This window comes from Flavobacterium sp. MK4S-17, from assembly GCF_009848495.1.
In the GTDB taxonomy this organism is placed as follows: domain Bacteria; phylum Bacteroidota; class Bacteroidia; order Flavobacteriales; family Flavobacteriaceae; genus Flavobacterium.
The window spans coordinates 1-17,739 of sequence record NZ_WWEP01000032.1 but is presented as its reverse complement, the minus strand read 5'-3'; the positions used below and the strand labels follow the sequence as shown (position 1 = coordinate 17,739).

17 protein-coding genes are annotated in these 17,739 nt (G+C 39.9%); 7 read left to right on the top strand and 10 right to left on the bottom strand.

The window, feature by feature from the left end; translation table 11 throughout:
* Nucleotides 1–167 precede the first annotated feature (167 nt).
* Complete coding sequence (locus tag GSF09_RS10575) at nt 168–542, top strand: DoxX family membrane protein (RefSeq protein ID WP_159801159.1); 375 nt, start codon at nt 168–170, stop codon at nt 540–542.
* Between the two features lie 41 nt (nt 543–583).
* Entirely contained in the window at nt 584–2,707 is a 2,124-nt protein-coding gene (locus GSF09_RS10570; protein ID WP_159801157.1) for a prolyl oligopeptidase family serine peptidase, read from the top strand.
* A 3-nt stretch (nt 2,708–2,710) separates the two neighbouring features.
* On the opposite strand, the gene GSF09_RS10565 is transcribed toward GSF09_RS10570, so the two are convergent.
* Both GSF09_RS10565 and mtgA read right to left on the bottom strand, forming a co-directional pair.
* Nucleotides 2,711–3,655: a lipid A deacylase LpxR family protein gene (locus GSF09_RS10565; RefSeq protein ID WP_159801155.1), complete on the bottom strand. Its 945-nt coding sequence runs from the start codon at nt 3,653–3,655 to the stop codon at nt 2,711–2,713.
* A gap of 1 nt (nt 3,656) precedes the next feature.
* Complete coding sequence (gene mtgA, locus GSF09_RS10560) at nt 3,657–4,334, bottom strand: monofunctional biosynthetic peptidoglycan transglycosylase (protein WP_159801153.1); 678 nt, start codon at nt 4,332–4,334, stop codon at nt 3,657–3,659.
* Between the two features lie 119 nt (nt 4,335–4,453).
* Here mtgA and GSF09_RS10555 point away from each other — a divergent pair, with 119 nt between their 5' ends.
* Nucleotides 4,454–5,968: a S41 family peptidase gene (locus GSF09_RS10555; RefSeq protein ID WP_159801151.1), complete on the top strand. Its 1,515-nt coding sequence runs from the start codon at nt 4,454–4,456 to the stop codon at nt 5,966–5,968.
* On the opposite strand, the gene GSF09_RS10550 is transcribed toward GSF09_RS10555, so the two are convergent.
* Both GSF09_RS10550 and GSF09_RS10545 read right to left on the bottom strand, forming a co-directional pair.
* Nucleotides 5,937–7,049, bottom strand: a complete 1,113-nt coding sequence (locus tag GSF09_RS10550; protein WP_159801149.1) for an FAD-binding oxidoreductase — start codon at nt 7,047–7,049, stop codon at nt 5,937–5,939. The two genes, GSF09_RS10555 and GSF09_RS10550, sit on opposite strands and share 32 nt — an antisense overlap.
* On the bottom strand, nt 7,049–7,789 hold the full coding sequence (locus GSF09_RS10545; protein ID WP_159801147.1) for a DedA family protein: 741 nt from the start codon (nt 7,787–7,789) through the stop codon (nt 7,049–7,051). Before GSF09_RS10545 ends, GSF09_RS10550 begins: the two co-directional genes overlap by 1 nt.
* 230 nt (nt 7,790–8,019) lie before the next feature.
* On the opposite strand from GSF09_RS10545, the gene GSF09_RS10540 reads away from it, so the two are divergent.
* The 3 genes from GSF09_RS10540 to GSF09_RS10530 all read left to right on the top strand — a co-directional run bounded on the left by GSF09_RS10540 (nt 8,020) and on the right by GSF09_RS10530 (nt 11,851).
* Nucleotides 8,020–9,921, top strand: coding sequence for a S9 family peptidase (locus tag GSF09_RS10540; protein ID WP_159801145.1), 1,902 nt, complete (start codon nt 8,020–8,022; stop codon nt 9,919–9,921).
* Between the two features lie 77 nt (nt 9,922–9,998).
* Nucleotides 9,999–11,198, top strand: coding sequence for an aminopeptidase C (locus GSF09_RS10535; RefSeq protein ID WP_159801143.1), 1,200 nt, complete (start codon nt 9,999–10,001; stop codon nt 11,196–11,198).
* Between the two features lie 83 nt (nt 11,199–11,281).
* Nucleotides 11,282–11,851: a hypothetical protein gene (locus tag GSF09_RS10530; protein ID WP_159801141.1), complete on the top strand. Its 570-nt coding sequence runs from the start codon at nt 11,282–11,284 to the stop codon at nt 11,849–11,851.
* A 33-nt stretch (nt 11,852–11,884) separates the two neighbouring features.
* Here GSF09_RS10530 and accC read toward each other — a convergent pair whose 3' ends face one another.
* The 6 genes from accC to pdxA form a co-directional block, all read right to left on the bottom strand.
* Nucleotides 11,885–13,231: an acetyl-CoA carboxylase biotin carboxylase subunit gene (gene accC, locus GSF09_RS10525; RefSeq protein WP_159801139.1), complete on the bottom strand. Its 1,347-nt coding sequence runs from the start codon at nt 13,229–13,231 to the stop codon at nt 11,885–11,887.
* A 90-nt stretch (nt 13,232–13,321) separates the two neighbouring features.
* The gene (gene accB, locus GSF09_RS10520; RefSeq protein ID WP_159801137.1) at nt 13,322–13,810 is read right to left on the bottom strand and encodes an acetyl-CoA carboxylase biotin carboxyl carrier protein; all 489 of its coding nucleotides are present in this window, start codon (nt 13,808–13,810) and stop codon (nt 13,322–13,324) included.
* Between the two features lie 24 nt (nt 13,811–13,834).
* On the bottom strand, nt 13,835–14,833 hold the full coding sequence (locus GSF09_RS10515; protein WP_159801135.1) for a beta-ketoacyl-ACP synthase III: 999 nt from the start codon (nt 14,831–14,833) through the stop codon (nt 13,835–13,837).
* A gap of 163 nt (nt 14,834–14,996) precedes the next feature.
* Complete coding sequence (gene rpmF / locus GSF09_RS10510; protein ID WP_082482157.1) at nt 14,997–15,191, bottom strand: 50S ribosomal protein L32; 195 nt, start codon at nt 15,189–15,191, stop codon at nt 14,997–14,999.
* A 14-nt stretch (nt 15,192–15,205) separates the two neighbouring features.
* On the bottom strand, nt 15,206–15,736 hold the full coding sequence (locus tag GSF09_RS10505; protein ID WP_159801133.1) for a DUF177 domain-containing protein: 531 nt from the start codon (nt 15,734–15,736) through the stop codon (nt 15,206–15,208).
* A gap of 123 nt (nt 15,737–15,859) precedes the next feature.
* Nucleotides 15,860–16,909: a 4-hydroxythreonine-4-phosphate dehydrogenase PdxA gene (gene pdxA / locus GSF09_RS10500; protein WP_159801131.1), complete on the bottom strand. Its 1,050-nt coding sequence runs from the start codon at nt 16,907–16,909 to the stop codon at nt 15,860–15,862.
* A 53-nt stretch (nt 16,910–16,962) separates the two neighbouring features.
* Here pdxA and GSF09_RS10495 point away from each other — a divergent pair, with 53 nt between their 5' ends.
* On the top strand, nt 16,963–17,553 hold the full coding sequence (locus GSF09_RS10495) for a riboflavin synthase (protein ID WP_159801129.1): 591 nt from the start codon (nt 16,963–16,965) through the stop codon (nt 17,551–17,553).
* The last annotated feature ends 186 nt before the right edge of the window (nt 17,554–17,739 follow it).

Here is a 17,739-nt window from a genome sequence, read left to right as displayed (position 1 = left end):
ATATAAATTATAATAATTAACCTGCATTACCCTTACGGTGGTGCAGGTTTTTTATTTTACACGCAAACCTATTCATTACTTACTAAAAAATATATTAAAAAAATAAAAATTATTTATTACCTTCGGTATGAAATCGAACTGTTTCTTAACAAAAACCCCTTATTGTTATGAATTCAAAATTTACAAAAATTGTCCGTATACTTTTGGGCCTTATACTTATTGTTTTTGGGGCTAATAAAATTTATACCTTCATACCCTTGCCCCAACCGCCCACGGCCGCTGCCGATTTCATGAATTCACTGGCAGATACCGGTTATGTAATAACCTTAATAGCCATAGTGGAAATTATAATAGGCTTTATGCTGCTTTTAAAATTGTGGGTGCCTTTTGTGTTGCTGCTATTGATACCCTTATCACTCAACATATTGCTGTTCCACCTTTTTTTAGATATACCATCAATAGGCACCGCCATACTTGTAGTTGTTTTAAATGGCATATTACTTTACAAGCACCGGGTAAAATACAAGCCTTTGTTTGTTTAAATTATTAGTATCTGCTATTTTTGTTTGTATAACAGGCAATAATGAAAACAACAGCTATACTATTTGCAATGGCAGGAAGCTTTGCAGTAAATGCACAAATGAAAAACCAGCAACAGGAAATAAAATACCCTGAAACAAGGAAAGCAGATAATAAAGATACATACTTTGGCACTACAATAGCTGACCCCTACCGTTGGCTGGAAGATGACCGTTCGGCAGAAACAGCCGAATGGGTAAAAGCGCAAAATAAAGTTACCTTTAACTACCTGGAGAAAATACCTTTCCGAAATAATATAAAGAGCAGGCTGGAAAAATTGTGGAACTACGAAAGGGTTTCCGCACCTTTTAAGGAAGGGGAATATACCTACTATTATAAAAATGACGGGCTGCAAAACCAGTCGGTTTTATACCGCAAAAATAAAAGCGGAAAAGAAGAGGTTTTTCTGGATCCAAACACTTTTTCTAAAGACGGGACAACCTCGTTGGGCGGGCTTAGCTTTACTAAAGATGGAAGCCTTGTGGCCTATGCCATATCTGAAGGCGGCAGCGACTGGCGCAAAATTTTTGTATTGGATGCCAAAACAAAAAAGCAGGTAGGTGAGGTTATTACCGATGTGAAATTCAGCGGTATTTCATGGAAAAACAATGAAGGGTTTTACTACTCAAGCTATGATAAGCCTGAAGGAAGTGAACTTTCTGCCAAAACTGACCAGCATAAGCTGTACTATCATAAGCTGGGAACCGCACAAAAAAGCGATAAAGTGATTTTTGGCAATACTGAAGCCACAAAATACAGGTATGTGGGCGGCTATGTAACAGAAGACCAGCGTTACCTTGTTATTTCAGCAGCCAACTCAACATCCGGTAATAAACTTTTTATTCAGGACATCTCAAAACCAGGGACAAACCTTATAGCCTTAACGGATAATTTTGACAGCGACAGCAGTATTATTGATACTGAAGGCTCTACCCTGTATATAGCTACTAATTACAATGCACCTAATAACAGGATTGTAACTGCCGACATTGCAAAACCGCAGCAGGAACACTGGAAAGACCTTATTCCCGAAACTGAAAACGTATTAAGCCCTTCAACCGGGGCAGGTTATATTTTTGCAGAGTACATGCAAGATGCCATTTCTGTTATAAAACAGTATGACATGGAGGGCAGGCTTATAAGGCAGGTAAACCTGCCGGGCGTGGGCAGTGCAGGCGGATTTGGCGGAAAGAAAAAAGATAAAACGCTTTACTACTCTTTTGCTAATTATGTTACACCGGGAACCATTTATTCATTCAATCCTGAAAACGGGGCTTCAGAAGTATACAGAAGGCCCGACATTGACTTTAACAGCAATGCTTTTGAATCGAAGCAGGTGTTTTATACCTCAAAAGACGGCACTAAAATACCCATGATTATTACTTACAAAAAAGGTACTGTGCTTAACGGTAAAAACCCTACTATACTTTATGGTTACGGTGGTTTTAACATAAGCCTTACGCCTTCATTCAGTATTGCAAATGCAGTGTGGATGGAAAATGGAGGCATATATGCCGTGGCTAACCTTAGGGGCGGTGGTGAATATGGTAAAAAATGGCATGATGCGGGTACAAAAATGCAAAAGCAAAATGTATTTAACGACTTTATAGCAGCAGCCGAATATCTTATTGCCAATAAATATACTTCAAGCGACTATCTTGCCATTAGCGGAGGCTCTAATGGCGGACTGCTTGTCGGTGCGGTAATGACACAGCGCCCTGACCTGATGAAGGTTGCATTGCCTTCGGTGGGGGTTTTAGATATGCTTCGTTACCATACCTTTACTGCAGGTGCCGGCTGGGCCTATGATTATGGCACTGCCGAAGACAGCAGGGAAATGTTTGAATACCTGAAAGGGTATTCACCCGTACACAACGTAAAAAAAAGCGTTGCCTATCCTGCAACACTCATCACCACCGGTGACCATGATGACAGGGTTGTACCGGCACACAGCTTTAAGTTTGCTGCAACATTACAGGAAAACCAGTCAGGCAATAACCCTGTGCTAATACGTATTGGGGTTAACGCAGGGCACGGTGCAGGTAAATCGGTTGCACAGCTTATTAATGAATATGCCGATGTGCAGGCCTTTGCCTTATTCAATATGGGGCTTAAACCGAAGCCTTAACAATTACAGCAGATAGCCCACAGCTATTGAACCATAATAATAACCGGTTATTACACGATTGGTTAGTTCTTTGCTGCGGTAATGTACAGAGTAGGATAAAATCCAGTTGTTTTTCCTGTACTTTACCCCACCCTCTGCATTAAAGCGAAAAGGTATAAGCGGAAAAGTAACAGGGCTTGTGTCGTTAAAACGGCTGCCCTGTATAGTGGCATCATAATCCTGGTAATTTATGTTTGGCGAAAAATAAAGGTAAAATTCCCTTAATTCTTTGTCGGAAGGATTACGGCTCAGTACAGCCCCGTATAAAGATGATTTATACACAGGAAGTAATGCGCCACGCAGGCTAATACGTGCGGTAACTCCTGCAGAAACATCAGTCCATATGGTACCCGCATTAAGTTTTGCCTGCAGGTGAAAATCAGTTTTTTCTTTAAATGTTTCAGGAAAAATTTTATGGGAATAAAACAGTTTGGCCTGTAGCCCCAGTGCAGTTGTTATCTGGTGCTGCCAGCCTTCCACTTTAGGATAATGAAATAGTTTATGCAACTGCTCCTGCACTTCCTCGGCTCCTGATTCCGGCCCAAGCACGCCTGCCTGAAAACTCATTTTCAAAACACTTTCATTAACGTAAAAGGTATTAAGCCCTGCTTCGGCAAAGAGATAACCTGCAAAGGGCCTGTCATGAAAACGTATATCCGCTACCTTTACTGATTGCGGGTTATACATATATTGCCCAATCCTGAACTCGGTAATACGCTTAGCCACCACATCATTATTCCTTGTGCCCAGATAGCGGTAATACAATTCCAGCCCGTTTGTATAATACTGGTCATTTACCAATGAGGAATACAGGTCGTTATCCGAAACCAGCCCAATCTCAGCTGGCTTTTGTGCGAGCATGGCCGTAAAGCAGAATAGCAGCGGCAGTAAACTGTAGTGCTTTGCCATTTTAATACTCAAGGTTTACATATCGCATAAGGCGCACAATTTTCCCTTTACGGCGTTCAATATAAGAGGAAGACCTTGTAGCCCTGTATTTTCTTGGATTGGGCAGTATGGCTGCAATCCCGGCTGCCTCATATTTTGAAAGGTCTTTAGCATCTTTATGATACCAGTGCTGCGCAGCAGCCTGTATTCCATATACACCCTTGCCCATTTCTATACTGTTAAGGTAAACCTCCATAATACGCTCCTTGCTCCAAAGCAGTTCTATAAGCATTGTAAAATAAGCCTCAAGCCCTTTGCGAAGGTAGCTCCTGCCCTGCCATAAAAATACATTCTTAGCGGTTTGCTGGGATATGGTACTGCCTCCTTTCAGCTTTTTGCCCTTGCGGTTACTTTTATAGGCTTTATACATGGCATCAAAATCAAAACCGCTATGGGTTAAAAAACCATCATCTTCGCTGGCTATTACAGCCTTCTGGATATTAGGCGACATTTCTTCTATAGGCACCCAGTGATGGCTTGAAGTCATTTCCCGGCCATCGGCTTTCTGTTCCAGCGCACGTGATATCATTAATGGCGTGAAAGGTACCGGAACAAAACGGAAAAGTATAACCGAAAATACCGAAAGCACAATAAACCAAAGGAAAAGCTTAAAAAAGAATCTGAATATTTTTCGAAGCATGTTATGCAAATTACATAACGAAAATACAAATAAGTTAGTTACATGTGCATATTTTCCTCTTAAGGAATTGATAAAACTACAGGGTAATGTTATATTTGAACAAATATAAAGTTTACCCGTTGAAGAAAATCTTACTTTTACTGCTACTGTCTACTATTACTGCCTGCAATAAAAAAACCACCAAAACAACTGAAAGGCTGCAACTGGAAAAGCTGCCAAAGGAAAAACTCCTACAGGATTTTGACTTACTGGCCAAATGCCTGAAGGAAGCACATACAGGCTTATACTGGTATTCTACAGAAAAGCAATTTGACAGTATTGCGGTAAGTCAGCGAAAGTTAATTAAAGACAGCCTGAACAACCTTGAGTTTTATCGCATAGCTGCCCCTTTAGTAGCCTATAGTAAAGAAGACCATTGTGATATTCACCTTGACACCATAACTTTTAAAATACTGAAACAAAAAGGCAGGTTTTTCCCTCTTGATGTGGTTTACCTCAACAAAAGTATTTACATACTTAATAACCCCACACCTGGCATTACAATTAAAGGCCATGAACTGCTTGAAGTAAATGGCGTAGTCATACAGAAAGTATATGAAAAAATCTTCAATACATTTGCTGCCGACGGTTTTATAGAGTCTTCAAAATACCGCTATCTCGACCTTCATTCATTTGCCATTGAATATGCAAAAGCTATCGGGCAACCGGAAAGTTATAGTATAAAAGTAAAAAATACCAAAACAAATAAGATACAGCAATATAACCTGGCAGCCGTACCATTAAAAAAATTATCTATAACTACCGATACACTGTATAAAGACGGTGTTGTAAAAGATTATGATAAGCCTGCAACCCTGGAGTTTATAAACAGCAATACTGCAGTACTCAGCATTAATACCTTTAGCAACAGCGATTATGAAGACAGCGGTTTAAATTTTAAGGATTTTACACGCCAAAGCTTTACCCAGATTCGAAATAAGAATATCGGCAACCTTATAATTGACATCCGCGAAAACGGCGGCGGCACTGAGGGAAATGAGGATTACCTGTTTTCCTTTCTGACTGATAAACCGTACACTAAATACAAATATGTTGAGGCATCTGCCTTCAGTTATTCTTTTTATAAATATTCTGACTATAGCAGCCCGGAAGATATTAAAGAATTGGAAACCGACCTGCAGAAAGAACATTACCTTGCAGAAGATGGGCGGATTTTAAGAAAGCAGGGCATACAGCAGCCTGAACCTTTACAAAAACAACCCTACAAAGGAAACATTTACATATTGACCAGTGGCTGGACATACTCCGGCGGGGCAGAATTTTCAAGCCTAATGAAAGAACACACTGATGCCGTTTTTATAGGTGAAGAAGTGGGCGGTGGTTACATTGGCAACACCAGCGGGTACAGTATAATCCTTACCCTGCCTAATACAGGGATAAGTGTAGATATACCCATACTGAAATTTGTGCTTGATGTATCACCAAAAGTGCCTTTTGGCCGTGGTGTACTGCCTGATTATGAAATAAGCCCAACTATTGATGATTTTCTTAAAGGAAAAGATACACAAATGGAATTTGCCTTAAATCTGGCTAATAAAGCATCTAAACAAGGTCAGCCAGTTCAGCACCGATAATGCTGCCTATTGCTACTCCCATTCCACCAAGGCGTACACCACAATAAACATGTTGCGATAACTGCTCTACCATAGGTTTTTTATGGCTGCCCATACCCATAATGCCACTCCAGCGATGTGCTATTTTAAAATCTGTATCGGGTAGTATTACATCGTGCAATACCTGTTCCAGTCTGTTTTGTATAACATCTGTCTGCCCCAATTCAGTAGTTGTTTCACCTTCAAAGTCAAGATTACGGGCACCGCCAAAAAGTATCCTGTCGTTAAAATTTCGGAAGTAATAATAACCCCTGTCAATATGGAATGTACCCTTAATATCAAGATTAGGTATCGGTTCGGTAATTAAAACCTGCGCCCTTGCCGGTTTTACAGCTCCATTGGTCAATTGTGCCGCAAAGCCGTTGGTGGCAAACAGCAGTTTACCTGTTGAAAAACTGAAACTTCCCAGAGCTACCTCAACACCTTGCTGTTTTTCATGATAACCGGTTACTGTTTGGCAGTTTAAAATAAGGATATTTTTTTCTGCAGCCTCCTTTAGTAAAGCCTGCATCATATTACCGGTATCAAGCTGGCCTTCAAACGGGTTGAATACCAAGTATTCCTTAATTCCCTTAAAATTAAACCTGTCTATTTCTTTTACAAAAACATCGGTTTTAAATAGTGGCCTTAGTACCTCATTTATAAAAGGCAGTTTCCGCAGGCATTCCTCATAACCCGAAGTATCATCATCCAGAAAGAGTTCATAACCGCCATGAGGTTTAAAACCAATTACCTCATCACCCAGCCTTTTCCGCAATAACTGCAGGCCATTCCAACGTTTTTGAATAAGGCTTAAAACCTCTTCCTCTGTATGGCTTTTTAAGTCGTCAATTATTTCAGAAATACTGCCAAAGCAGGCAAAGCCTGCATTTTTTGTACTTGCCCCCTGTGGCATGAAACCCTTTTCAAGTATCAGAATTTTGCTTTCAGGAAAACGCTCCCTTAGCCTTAAAGCAGCATGAAGCCCCACTGTCCCGCTGCCTACTATGGTGTAGTCAACCCCGGTAAACCAGTTTTTTATTTCCCACCAGCTTAAATTCATTACCTCGGAAATAGGTCAGAGTCGTCATCGTCTTTATCTTCAGCCTCTTCAATGGCTTCTTTTTCAGTCACCTTTTTACCTTTAATGGCGTTAAGTATTAAAGGCAGTGTGGTTATTGCAACAATACCCAATATTATCAGTTCAATGTGCGCTTTAAGGTCTATTCCCAGCTTTTTCAGGAAAAGCTCATAAAGGTAGTGCCCTGCAAAAATAAGCGCTATTGCCCACATGAACGAGCTGATAATATTAAAGAACATGAATTTCTTTTTATCCATTTTTACCACTCCGGCAATAATGGGTGCAAACGTCCTGATTATAGGGAGAAAACGTGCAAAAATAATAGCCCTGCCTCCGTGTTTTTCAAAGAATTCATGCGACTGTATAAGGTATTTTTTCTTGAACCAGAAAGTGTCTTCCTTACTGTAAAGGTAGGCTCCGCTTTTATATCCGAACCAGTACCCGAAAGAGTTGCCTAATATACCTGATAATGCTACAAGTAATGACAGTACAAGCACATTTAAAAAGTCGCTCTCCAAGGGGTATAGTGTTGCCATAAGCTCAGTACTGTATATTCCGGAAAGGAATAACAGGCTGTCGCCGGGCAGGAAAAAACCTGCAAAAAGCCCGGTTTCGGCAAATACAATAAACAAAACAACATATATACCTATAGGCACGCCACCCAGTTCTAGCGTTATATAAAACTCAGGGTTTATTAGCTGCATCCAGTCGAAATCCTTCATACTTTAAATTTATCCGGTAACCGTACATTTAAGTCCGTGAAATTAATTAATTTTTTTAAACTTATTATTACCGTAAAAATTTATAATTGCCTTTTAAATTAAATACAAAAATTTAACGCAGCATATAGTTGAAAGCGCAATATTTATTATATTTTTTTCAAAAAAAGGCCAATATATTGAATTAAAGAAAATGATTACTTTTAAGCCATATAATAAATCATTTAAAACAAATGAAAAAAATACTTTTTTTAACTTTTAGCCTCATGGGATTATCGGGAGCAGCACAGCAGCACATGACACCCGAACTGCTTTGGAAATTAGGAAGGGTTAGCCCCCTTGGCATAAGCAGTGACGGAAAAAATATTATCTATAAAGTTTCAACTCCGTCTATGGAGGAGAACAAGTTAAATTCTAAAACATATAGTATCCCTGTTAATGGGGGTAAGGCAAAAGAAATAGAAGACTATAAGGAATTATTAAAGGATAAATATGTTTCGCCTGATGGCAGCCTTAGGCTTACCCATAAGGAGGTAAAGGTGGAAAAAGTATATGGCAAAGATTATTATCCTGAACTGGAAAAATCTACAGTACAGATATATAACGGACTCGACTACCGCCACTGGGACTCCTGGAATGATGGAACGCACAACCACGTAGGATATACACCTATTAATGATAAGGATAATTTTACCGACATTATGAAAGGCGAACCCTACGACTCACCACAAAAGCCTTTTGGCGGTGAGGAAGATTACACATGGTCGCCCGATGGTAAAAATATTATATATGTAAGCAAGAAACTTGCAGGTACAGAATATGCTTTAAGCACCAATACCGACTTATATGAATACAACCTTGCCGCAAAAACCACAAAAAACTTAACCCCGGAGAATAAGGGTTATGATACACAGCCTGCCTTTTCACCACAAGGCGATTTAACATGGCTGCAAATGAAACGCGATGGCTATGAAGCCGACAAGAATGATATTATTGTTCGGCACAAGGGTATGGACATTAACCTTACTGCAGGCTGGGATGGCACAGTTGACAGTTTTACATGGAGTGAAGATGGCAAAAAAGTTTATTTTCTTGCCCCGGTTGACGGCACCAAACAATTATTTGAAGTTAACTTTCCCGGCCGTACTAAAATTGCTATAACAGTAAGGCAGATTACAGAAGGCTATTTTGATGTAAACAGTATTGTTGGCTTTAGTAACGGTAATGTTATTGTTACAAGGTCGGATATGAACCATGCCAATGAAATATTTAGTTACAACCTCAAGAAAAAAACATGGAACCAAATTACACAGGTAAATAACGAAGCCTATTCTAAAATTGCCATGAGCAAAACCGAGAAGCGCTATGTTACCACTACCGATGGTAAAAAAATGCTGGTTTGGGTTATCTACCCGCCTCATTTTGACGCTTCAAAAAAATACCCTGCGCTATTGTACTGCCAGGGTGGGCCGCAAAGTGCGCTTTCACAATTTTATTCGTTCCGCTGGAATTTTCAGGTTATGGCTGCACAGGGCTATATTGTAGTAGCCCCTAACAGGCGCGGTATGCCGGGACATGGAGTGGAATGGAATGAAGCCATCAGTAAAGACTGGGGCGGGCAGGTAATGGACGATTACCTTTCTGCCATAGATGATGTGGCCAAAGAGCCTTATGTTGATAAAGCAAGGCTTGGTGCTGTAGGCGCAAGTTATGGCGGCTATTCAGTATTTTACCTGGCGGGCATACACAACAAACGCTTTAAAACATTTATAGCGCATGACGGAGTGTTTAACCTGCAAAGTATGTATGGCACTACCGAAGAGGTATTTTTTACCAACTGGGACAGTGGCGGGCCTTACTGGGAAAAAGATAATGCGGCTGCACAAAAAACCTATTCTAAGTTTAATCCTGTAAATAATGTAGATAATTGGGATACCCCTATCCTCATATTTCAGGGTGATAAAGACTTCAGGGTTCCTATCGGTCAGGGGCAGGAAGCCTTTCAGGCAGCGCAGCTAAGAGGCATAAAAAGCCGTTTTGTTGTATTTCCTGATGAAAACCACTGGGTATTAAAACCCCAAAACGGACTGGTTTGGCAGCGCGAATTTTTCAAATGGCTCAGCGAAACCCTGTAACTATTATCAAATAGTTATTATTGTATGATTTTTTCATACTTTAGCAATCCTCAATCATTAAAATTAAAAGATAAATTATGTATAAATTTCAGGTAAAACCGCTTTTGGCTGCTGCTTTACTTATAGCAGGTGTACAGTCAGGATTTTCGCAGGACTATCTTGTCAACTCATTAAAAAATAACCAGAGTGCCAATAGCAAGGAAGCTTTCCAGTTTACAGATGTAATCAATATTGAAAATACCCCGGTTAAAAACCAGGGATCATCAGGAACCTGCTGGAGCTATTCTGCCAACTCTTTCCTTGAGTCAGAAATGATACGCATGGGCAAGGAACCTGTAGAAATTTCGCAGATATATACCGCACGTAATGCCTATATTGAAAAAGGTAAAAACTATGTGCGCATGCACGGCTCCATATCTTTAGGTGATGGCGGTGCTTTGCATGATGTAATAAACATGTACAAAAAATATGGTGCATTGCCACAAAATGTATATACAGGGCTTAATTATGGCACTGCAAACAACAAATTTGCTGAAATGGGTGCTATTAATGAAAGCCTTCTTGCTGCAGTGGTAAAAAACCCTAACGGCGAGCTTTCTCCGTCATGGATAAAAGCCTACACAGCCGTTATTGACAGTTACCTTGGTGAAGTACCCGAAAACTTTACATTTAAAGGTAAAAAATACACTCCGCAAACTTTTGCCAAAGAGGTTATTGGAATAAATCCTGATGATTATGTAGAAATTTCATCGTTAAAAGAGCATCCGTACTATTCAAAATTTGTACTGATGGTACCGGACAACTGGTCGCTGGATATGGTTTATAATGTAAAAATGAACGACCTGACCGCTATTATTGATAATGCCCTTAAAAACGGATATACTGTAGGATGGGCAGGCGACGTAAGTGAAAAAGGCTTTAGCTGGAAAAACGGTGTGGCTTATGTTCCCGCTAAAAGTTTTGCTGACATGACGGCTGAAGAAAGGGAAAACATTTTTAAAGGCCCACAGCCTGAAATGGAAATAACTGAGGATATGCGCCAGGCAGCTTTTGACAATTACCAGACAACAGATGACCACGGCATGCATATAGTGGGGCTTGGGAAAGACCAAAATGGCAAGGAATACTATATAATAAAAAACTCATGGGGAGCTACAAATGACTATAAAGGTTATATGTACATGAGCAAAAACTTTGTAAAGTATAAAACTACGGCCATACTACTTAATAAAGGCGGATTACCAAAAGATATTGCCAAGAAACTGGATATTAAATAATACATCTTTAATACAGATTAATATTAGATCCCGGAGTAAAACTTCGGGATTTTTTTTTTATTTGCCCCGAATATAATTTAACCATGAAACAGATTAAAATCGCTTTAATTACACTTTTACTTAGTGCTGCTACCGCAACAGCACAGGGCACCGTAGAGAAATCATTGTTTAATTTCCAAACAGGTACTGTTGGTTTTTGGGGCAGCCATGAAGCAAGGCTTGGCAGCGCATTTGCGTTACGCAGCGAGATAGGATTTGACCTTTGGCTTTATGAAACTTATAACGATAAAACAGGAAGCGCGCTTGTTCCAAGCATAAGCCTGGAACCCAGGTGGTATTACAATATTGCCAATCGTTCTGGTAAAGGCAAAAATACTGCTAAGAACAGCGCAAACTTTTTCAGTATTAATGTAGAGTATTATCCTGATGCTTTTGTAATCGGCGATATCCCGGATAATATATTTGTGCCTAACCAAATTGATATTATTCCTAAATGGGGAATAAGGAGGCATATAGGCAACAGTAATTTTAATTATGAAGCCGGAATTGGAATTGGCTATAAAATGTATTTAGACAAAGATGATGAAAAGGTTATACGCAATACAGATAATTTAGCTCTTGATATTCATCTTCGCATAGGTGATACTTTCTAATAAAAAAGCCCGCTTTTTAGCGGGCTTTTTTATTTATTCAGGGTCATTCATTTTGAATGTTTCCATAAACTTGGTTGTATAGTTACCGGCTATATAATCCGGCTCATCCATAAGCTGCCTGTGGAAAGGGATAGTGGTTTTTATACCTTCTATTACAAACTCATCAAGGGCGCGCCTCATTTTGCTTATAGCCTCTTCCCTTGTTTGGGCAGTGGTAATAAGCTTGGCAATCATGGAGTCATAATTCGGTGGAATGGTATAACCCGAATACACATGTGTATCAAGGCGCACGCCATGCCCGCCCGGCATGTGAAGGGTAGTAATTTTACCTGGTGACGGCCTGAAGTCATTATACGGGTCTTCGGCATTAATACGGCATTCTATAGAGTGTAATTGCGGCAGGTAGTTTTTACCCGAAATAGGCACTCCGGCAGCAACAAGTATCTGCTCACGTATCAGGTCATAATCAATTACCTGCTCGGTAATAGGATGTTCTACCTGTATACGGGTGTTCATTTCCATAAAATAAAAGTTCCTGTGCTTGTCTACAAGGAATTCAACAGTACCGGCACCTTCATATTTAATATATTCGGCAGCCTTAACAGCAGCCTCACCCATTTTCTGACGAAGCTCATCCGTCATAAACGGTGACGGGGTTTCCTCGGTAAGTTTCTGGTGGCGGCGCTGTACAGAACAGTCACGCTCAGAAAGGTGGCAGGCTTTACCAAAAGAATCGCCCACAACCTGTATTTCAATATGGCGTGGCTCCTCAATCAGTTTTTCCATATACATGCCATCATTACCAAAAGCGGCAGCAGCTTCCTGCTTGGCACTTTCCCACGCCTTTTTAAGGTCTTCTTCCTTCCAGACAGCACGCATACCTTTACCTCCGCCTCCTGCAGTAGCCTTAAGCATAACAGGGTAACCAAATTCTTTTGCCAGCTTGGCAGCATGTTCATACGAGTCTAACAATCCATCAGACCCCGGCACACAAGGTACCCCGGCAGCTTTCATAGTAGCTTTGGCAGTAGCCTTATCACCCATTTTCTCAATCATTTCGGGTGATGCGCCAATAAATTTAATGCCATGCTCATGGCATATTTTAGAAAATTTGGCGTTTTCCGAAAGGAACCCGTAACCCGGGTGTATAGCATCGGCATTTGTTATTTCGGCCGCAGCTATTATATTAGACATTTTCAGGTAGGAAAGGTTGCTTGGCGGCGGGCCTATACATACAGCCTCATCTGCAAAGCGCACGTGCAGGCTTTCTGCATCTGCGGTAGAATAAACCGCTACGGTTTTAATGCCCATTTCCCTACAGGTTCTTATTACACGAAGTGCAATTTCCCCCCTGTTGGCAATTAATATTTTTTTAAACATCGCACTTTAATTTTAAATGATGAATTTTAAATTTTAAATCATTTTAAAGGCTTAATCAAGCACTTAAAATTTAACATTTAAAATGGTTAGCTATGATGGATCCACTAAAAATAATGGCTGGTCAAACTCCACAGGCGAAGCATCATCAACTAAAACCTTAACAATTTTACCAGATACTTCAGCTTCTATTTCGTTAAAGAGTTTCATCGCCTCTATAACACATACCACATCTCCTTTTGATATTGTACTGCCCACTTCTACAAACGGGGCTTTATCAGGTGATGGTTTTCTGTATAAAGTACCTATGATAGGCGATTTTATAGTTACATATTTTGAATTATCTTCCCCTGTTGCAGCGGCAGCAGGTGCTGCTGGTGCGGTTGGCGCTGCGGGCTGTGCCGCTATTGCCTGTGGCAATGCCTGGCTAACCGGAACGTGCTGAACATAAGTAGCTTCAGGAACACCGCTTTCAGTAGTTGTTTTTATGGTAATTTTAAAATCATCCATTTCTAACTTTACTTCTGTAGCGCCAGATTTTGCTACAAACTTGATTAGGTTTTGAATTTCTCTGATATCCATAATTTCCGAGTTTTATTTAGTGTGCTATTGTTTGTTATAAGCCCATTTTAAGTATACTGAACCCCATGTAAACCCGCCCCCGAAGGAAGCAAATATAAGGTTGTCCCCTTTTTTAAACAGGTGTTCAAAATCGTTTAAAAGCAATGGTAATGTAGCCGATGTAGTATTGCCGTATTTTTCAATATTAACCAACACTTTAGCTTCATCAAGCTGCATTCTTGAAGAAGTGGCATCAATAATGCGCCTGTTAGCCTGGTGTGAAATAAGCCAGTCAACATCATCATTGGTGAGGTTATTGCGCTTCATTATTTTTTCGCTGATATCAGCCATGTTGGAAACAGCATATTTAAATACCGTTTTTCCATCCTGGAAAACATAATGCTGCTTTTTATCAACTGTTTCATGAGATGCGGGTAGTAAAGATCCGCCTGCCTCAATTTTAAGGAATTCACGGCCTATGCCATCGCTCCTGAGTATTTCATCCTGAAGGCCCAGCCCCTCATAATTCGGCTCAAAAAGTGCAGCACCTGCACCATCGCCAAATATAATACAGGTGGCCCTGTCAGTATAATCTATAATAGATGACATTTTATCGGCACCTATAACAAGTACTTTTTTATACCTACCAGACTCAATATAAGCCGAAGCTGTTGACATACCGTATAAAAAACTTGAGCATGCCGCCTGCAGGTCATAAGCAAAAGCGTTTACAGCACCTATTTGTGTAGCAACATAAACAGCAGTGGCTGCCACAGGCATATCAGGCGTTGTGGTAGCCAGCAAAATCATGTCAATTTCTTCAGGGTTTGTTCCGGATTTTTTCAGTAAATCCTCGGCAGCTTTTACAGCAAGGTATGAAGTCCCTTTGTCTTTATCTTTTAAAATCCGCCTTTCCTTAATGCCGGTACGGGTAGTAATCCATTCATCATTAGTTTCTACCATCGTTTCAAGAATTTTGTTGGAAAGCACAAAATCCGGCACGTAGGCACCTACGGCTGTAATAGCGGCTGTTATTTTACTCATAGGATGAATTTTTCTTGTTCAAATCCGGGGATTTGAAAAGTGGTGGAAATTACAAAAAAATTATAACTTGTTTTATAATTTGCCTCCTTAATTTAAAAACTATACAGGTTTAACAAAAAAACCCTCACGTAGTGAGAGTTTTTCCTCAATTTTTTTCCGGTAATTAAGCTACTGCCTCTTGTTTATCAATAACTACCTGGCCCCTGTAGTACATTTTACCTTCATGCCAGTAAGCCCTGTGGTATAAATGTGCTTCTCCTGTTACAGGACATGTAGCTATTTGAGGTACAGATGCTTTATAGTGCGTCCTTCTCTTATCTCTTCTTGTTTTCGACGTTTTTCTCTTAGGATGTGCCATTTTACTATATTATTTTATCCGTTTAACAGTTTTTTTAATTCGTCCCATCGGGGATCAGTGTCTTCTTCCTTTTTATGTTCTTCTTTCGGAGCAAGCTCGTCCAGTTTATCTAATATACCTGCAGCAACAGTGCCGTCTTTAATTCCCGGATGCACCCTTTTTGAAGGCACCGAAAGCACAATCATTTCATATATATATTGTGCTACATCAACCTGATATTCCCCGTGCGGCAGTATAAGCATTTCATCATTTTCATCATTATACTCTTCGCCAAACTTAACTATAAGGTTGAGCTTGCCTTTAATGGGCAGGTCAAAGTCCTCATTGCTAAGGTCGCAGGGAACATTTACAGTTCCGCTATGCTTAAAATCAAGTTCAAGCATGGTGCTTTTTTTCTCCAAAACCAGGTTAACCTTAACATTGACATCGTTAAAATCATCAAAGTCAAAGGCATCAAAGAACGTTTTATCTATATTAAACTCAAACTGGTGCTTTCCTTGTTTTAACCCCACAAACGGGATTAAAAAATCTTTGTTCACTTTCATTTCGCCAGTTTTTTAAGCAACAAAACCCGTTAACAAAACGCAACTTGTTTCATTACAATAGTTTTGAGCGTGCAAAGATAGAAAATTATTGCAATTTCAAAACCGTTATCAACATTTTTTTGTTTACAACTGTTTTTCCTTAATTTTCAGCGGGTTTTTATTTAACTCACTAAATTCTGCCCGGTTATGAAAAACATCCAAAGCAAGGTAAACCGCCTCTTTAAATGAATTATGGTCTGCCTCACCTTTTCCGGCTATATCATAAGCCGTGCCATGGTCGGGTGAAGTCCTTATTCCTTCCAGCCCAGCTGTATAATTTACCCCTTTGCCAAAGGCAAGGGTTTTAAAAGGTACCAACCCCTGGTCATGATAAGCTGCAATAACAGCATCAAATTTTTCATACTGGCTGCTGCCAAAAAATCCATCGGCAGGATAAGGCCCAAAAATCAAAACACCTTCTTCAAAAAGTGTTTGTATGGCAGGCTTCACTATAGTATCATCCTCATTACCTATCACTCCGTTATCGCCACTATGTGGATTAACACCTAAAATAGCAATTCTTGGCCTGTTAATCCTGAAGTCGCGTTTAAGTGTTTTATTAATGGTTGTAACCTTGCGGCGTATAAGTTCTTTGGTAAGGTGTGATGACACATTGTTAACCGGTATATGGTCAGTAAGCAAACCAACCCTTAGGTTATCCTGCACCATAAGCATCAGCGCGTCGCCCTCCAGCTCATTGTCAAGGTAATCAGTATGCCCCGGAAATTTAAATTCATCCGACTGTACATTATACTTATTTATAGGAGCCGTTACCAAAACATCAACCTGGTGGTTTTTTAAAGCTTCCACAGCTTTGGTAAATGAAAGTATGGCATACTTACCCACAACATCATCATTTTTACCAAAATCTATATTAACCCCCTCGCGCCAAACATTAAGTACATTTATTTTGCCGGGTACAATCTGGTCTATTTTATCAATCCCGTGAAAATTACAATTAATATCAAGTGTTTTCTTTATAAACGAAAGCAGCTTAACATTTGCAAAAATTACAGGTGTACACATTTCCAGCATTCTTGCATCCTCAAAGGTTTTTAGTATAATTTCCACCCCTATACCATTAAGGTCTCCAACCGATATTCCTACAATCACATTTTCCTTTCTGTTTGCCATGATGCTGTATTATTGCTACTTTTGAAAATACAAATTTAGTAAAATAAATCAGCATGTTTACAGGAATTATCGAAAGCCTTGGAACCATAAAAAATATACAGGAAGATAATGGCAACCTGCATATAAATATAAGTTCTGCAATTACGCACGAACTTAAAATTGACCAAAGTGTTGCCCATGACGGCGTTTGCCTTACGGTAGTGGCGTTGCAGGACGAAACTTATACCGTAACTGCCATACAGGAAACTTTAAACAAAACCAATATTAAGGAGTGGAAAACCGGCAGGTATGTTAATTTGGAACGGGCAATGAAACTTGGAGACAGGCTGGACGGCCACATAGTACAGGGGCATGTTGACCAGACAGCTATATGCAGGGTAGCAAAAGAAACAAACGGAAGCTGGTATTATACCTTTGAATATGATAAAACAGCAAATAATATTACTATTGAAAAAGGCTCGATAACAGTAAACGGAGTAAGCCTGACGGTAGTAGATTCAAAATCCAATAGTTTTAGTGTGGCAATTATTCCTTATACATATGAGCATACCAATTTTAAAAACATAAAAGAAGGTAATATGGTAAATCTTGAGTTTGATGTAATAGGCAAATATGTAGCCCGCCTTCACGGATTATCCCGATAATAACTTCTTTATCATATAAATCAAACAGGGCTGCCATTGGCAGCCCTGTTTGGTTCATATAGTTACTCTATTTATCTCTTAAGAGCGAAGTGGGCCTTAAACTCCTTCTGTACGCTCTGGGTTACCGGGGTGGTAACATCCTCACCCGTAACAGGGTCTTTGATAATAACTCCGTCGGCATCCCTT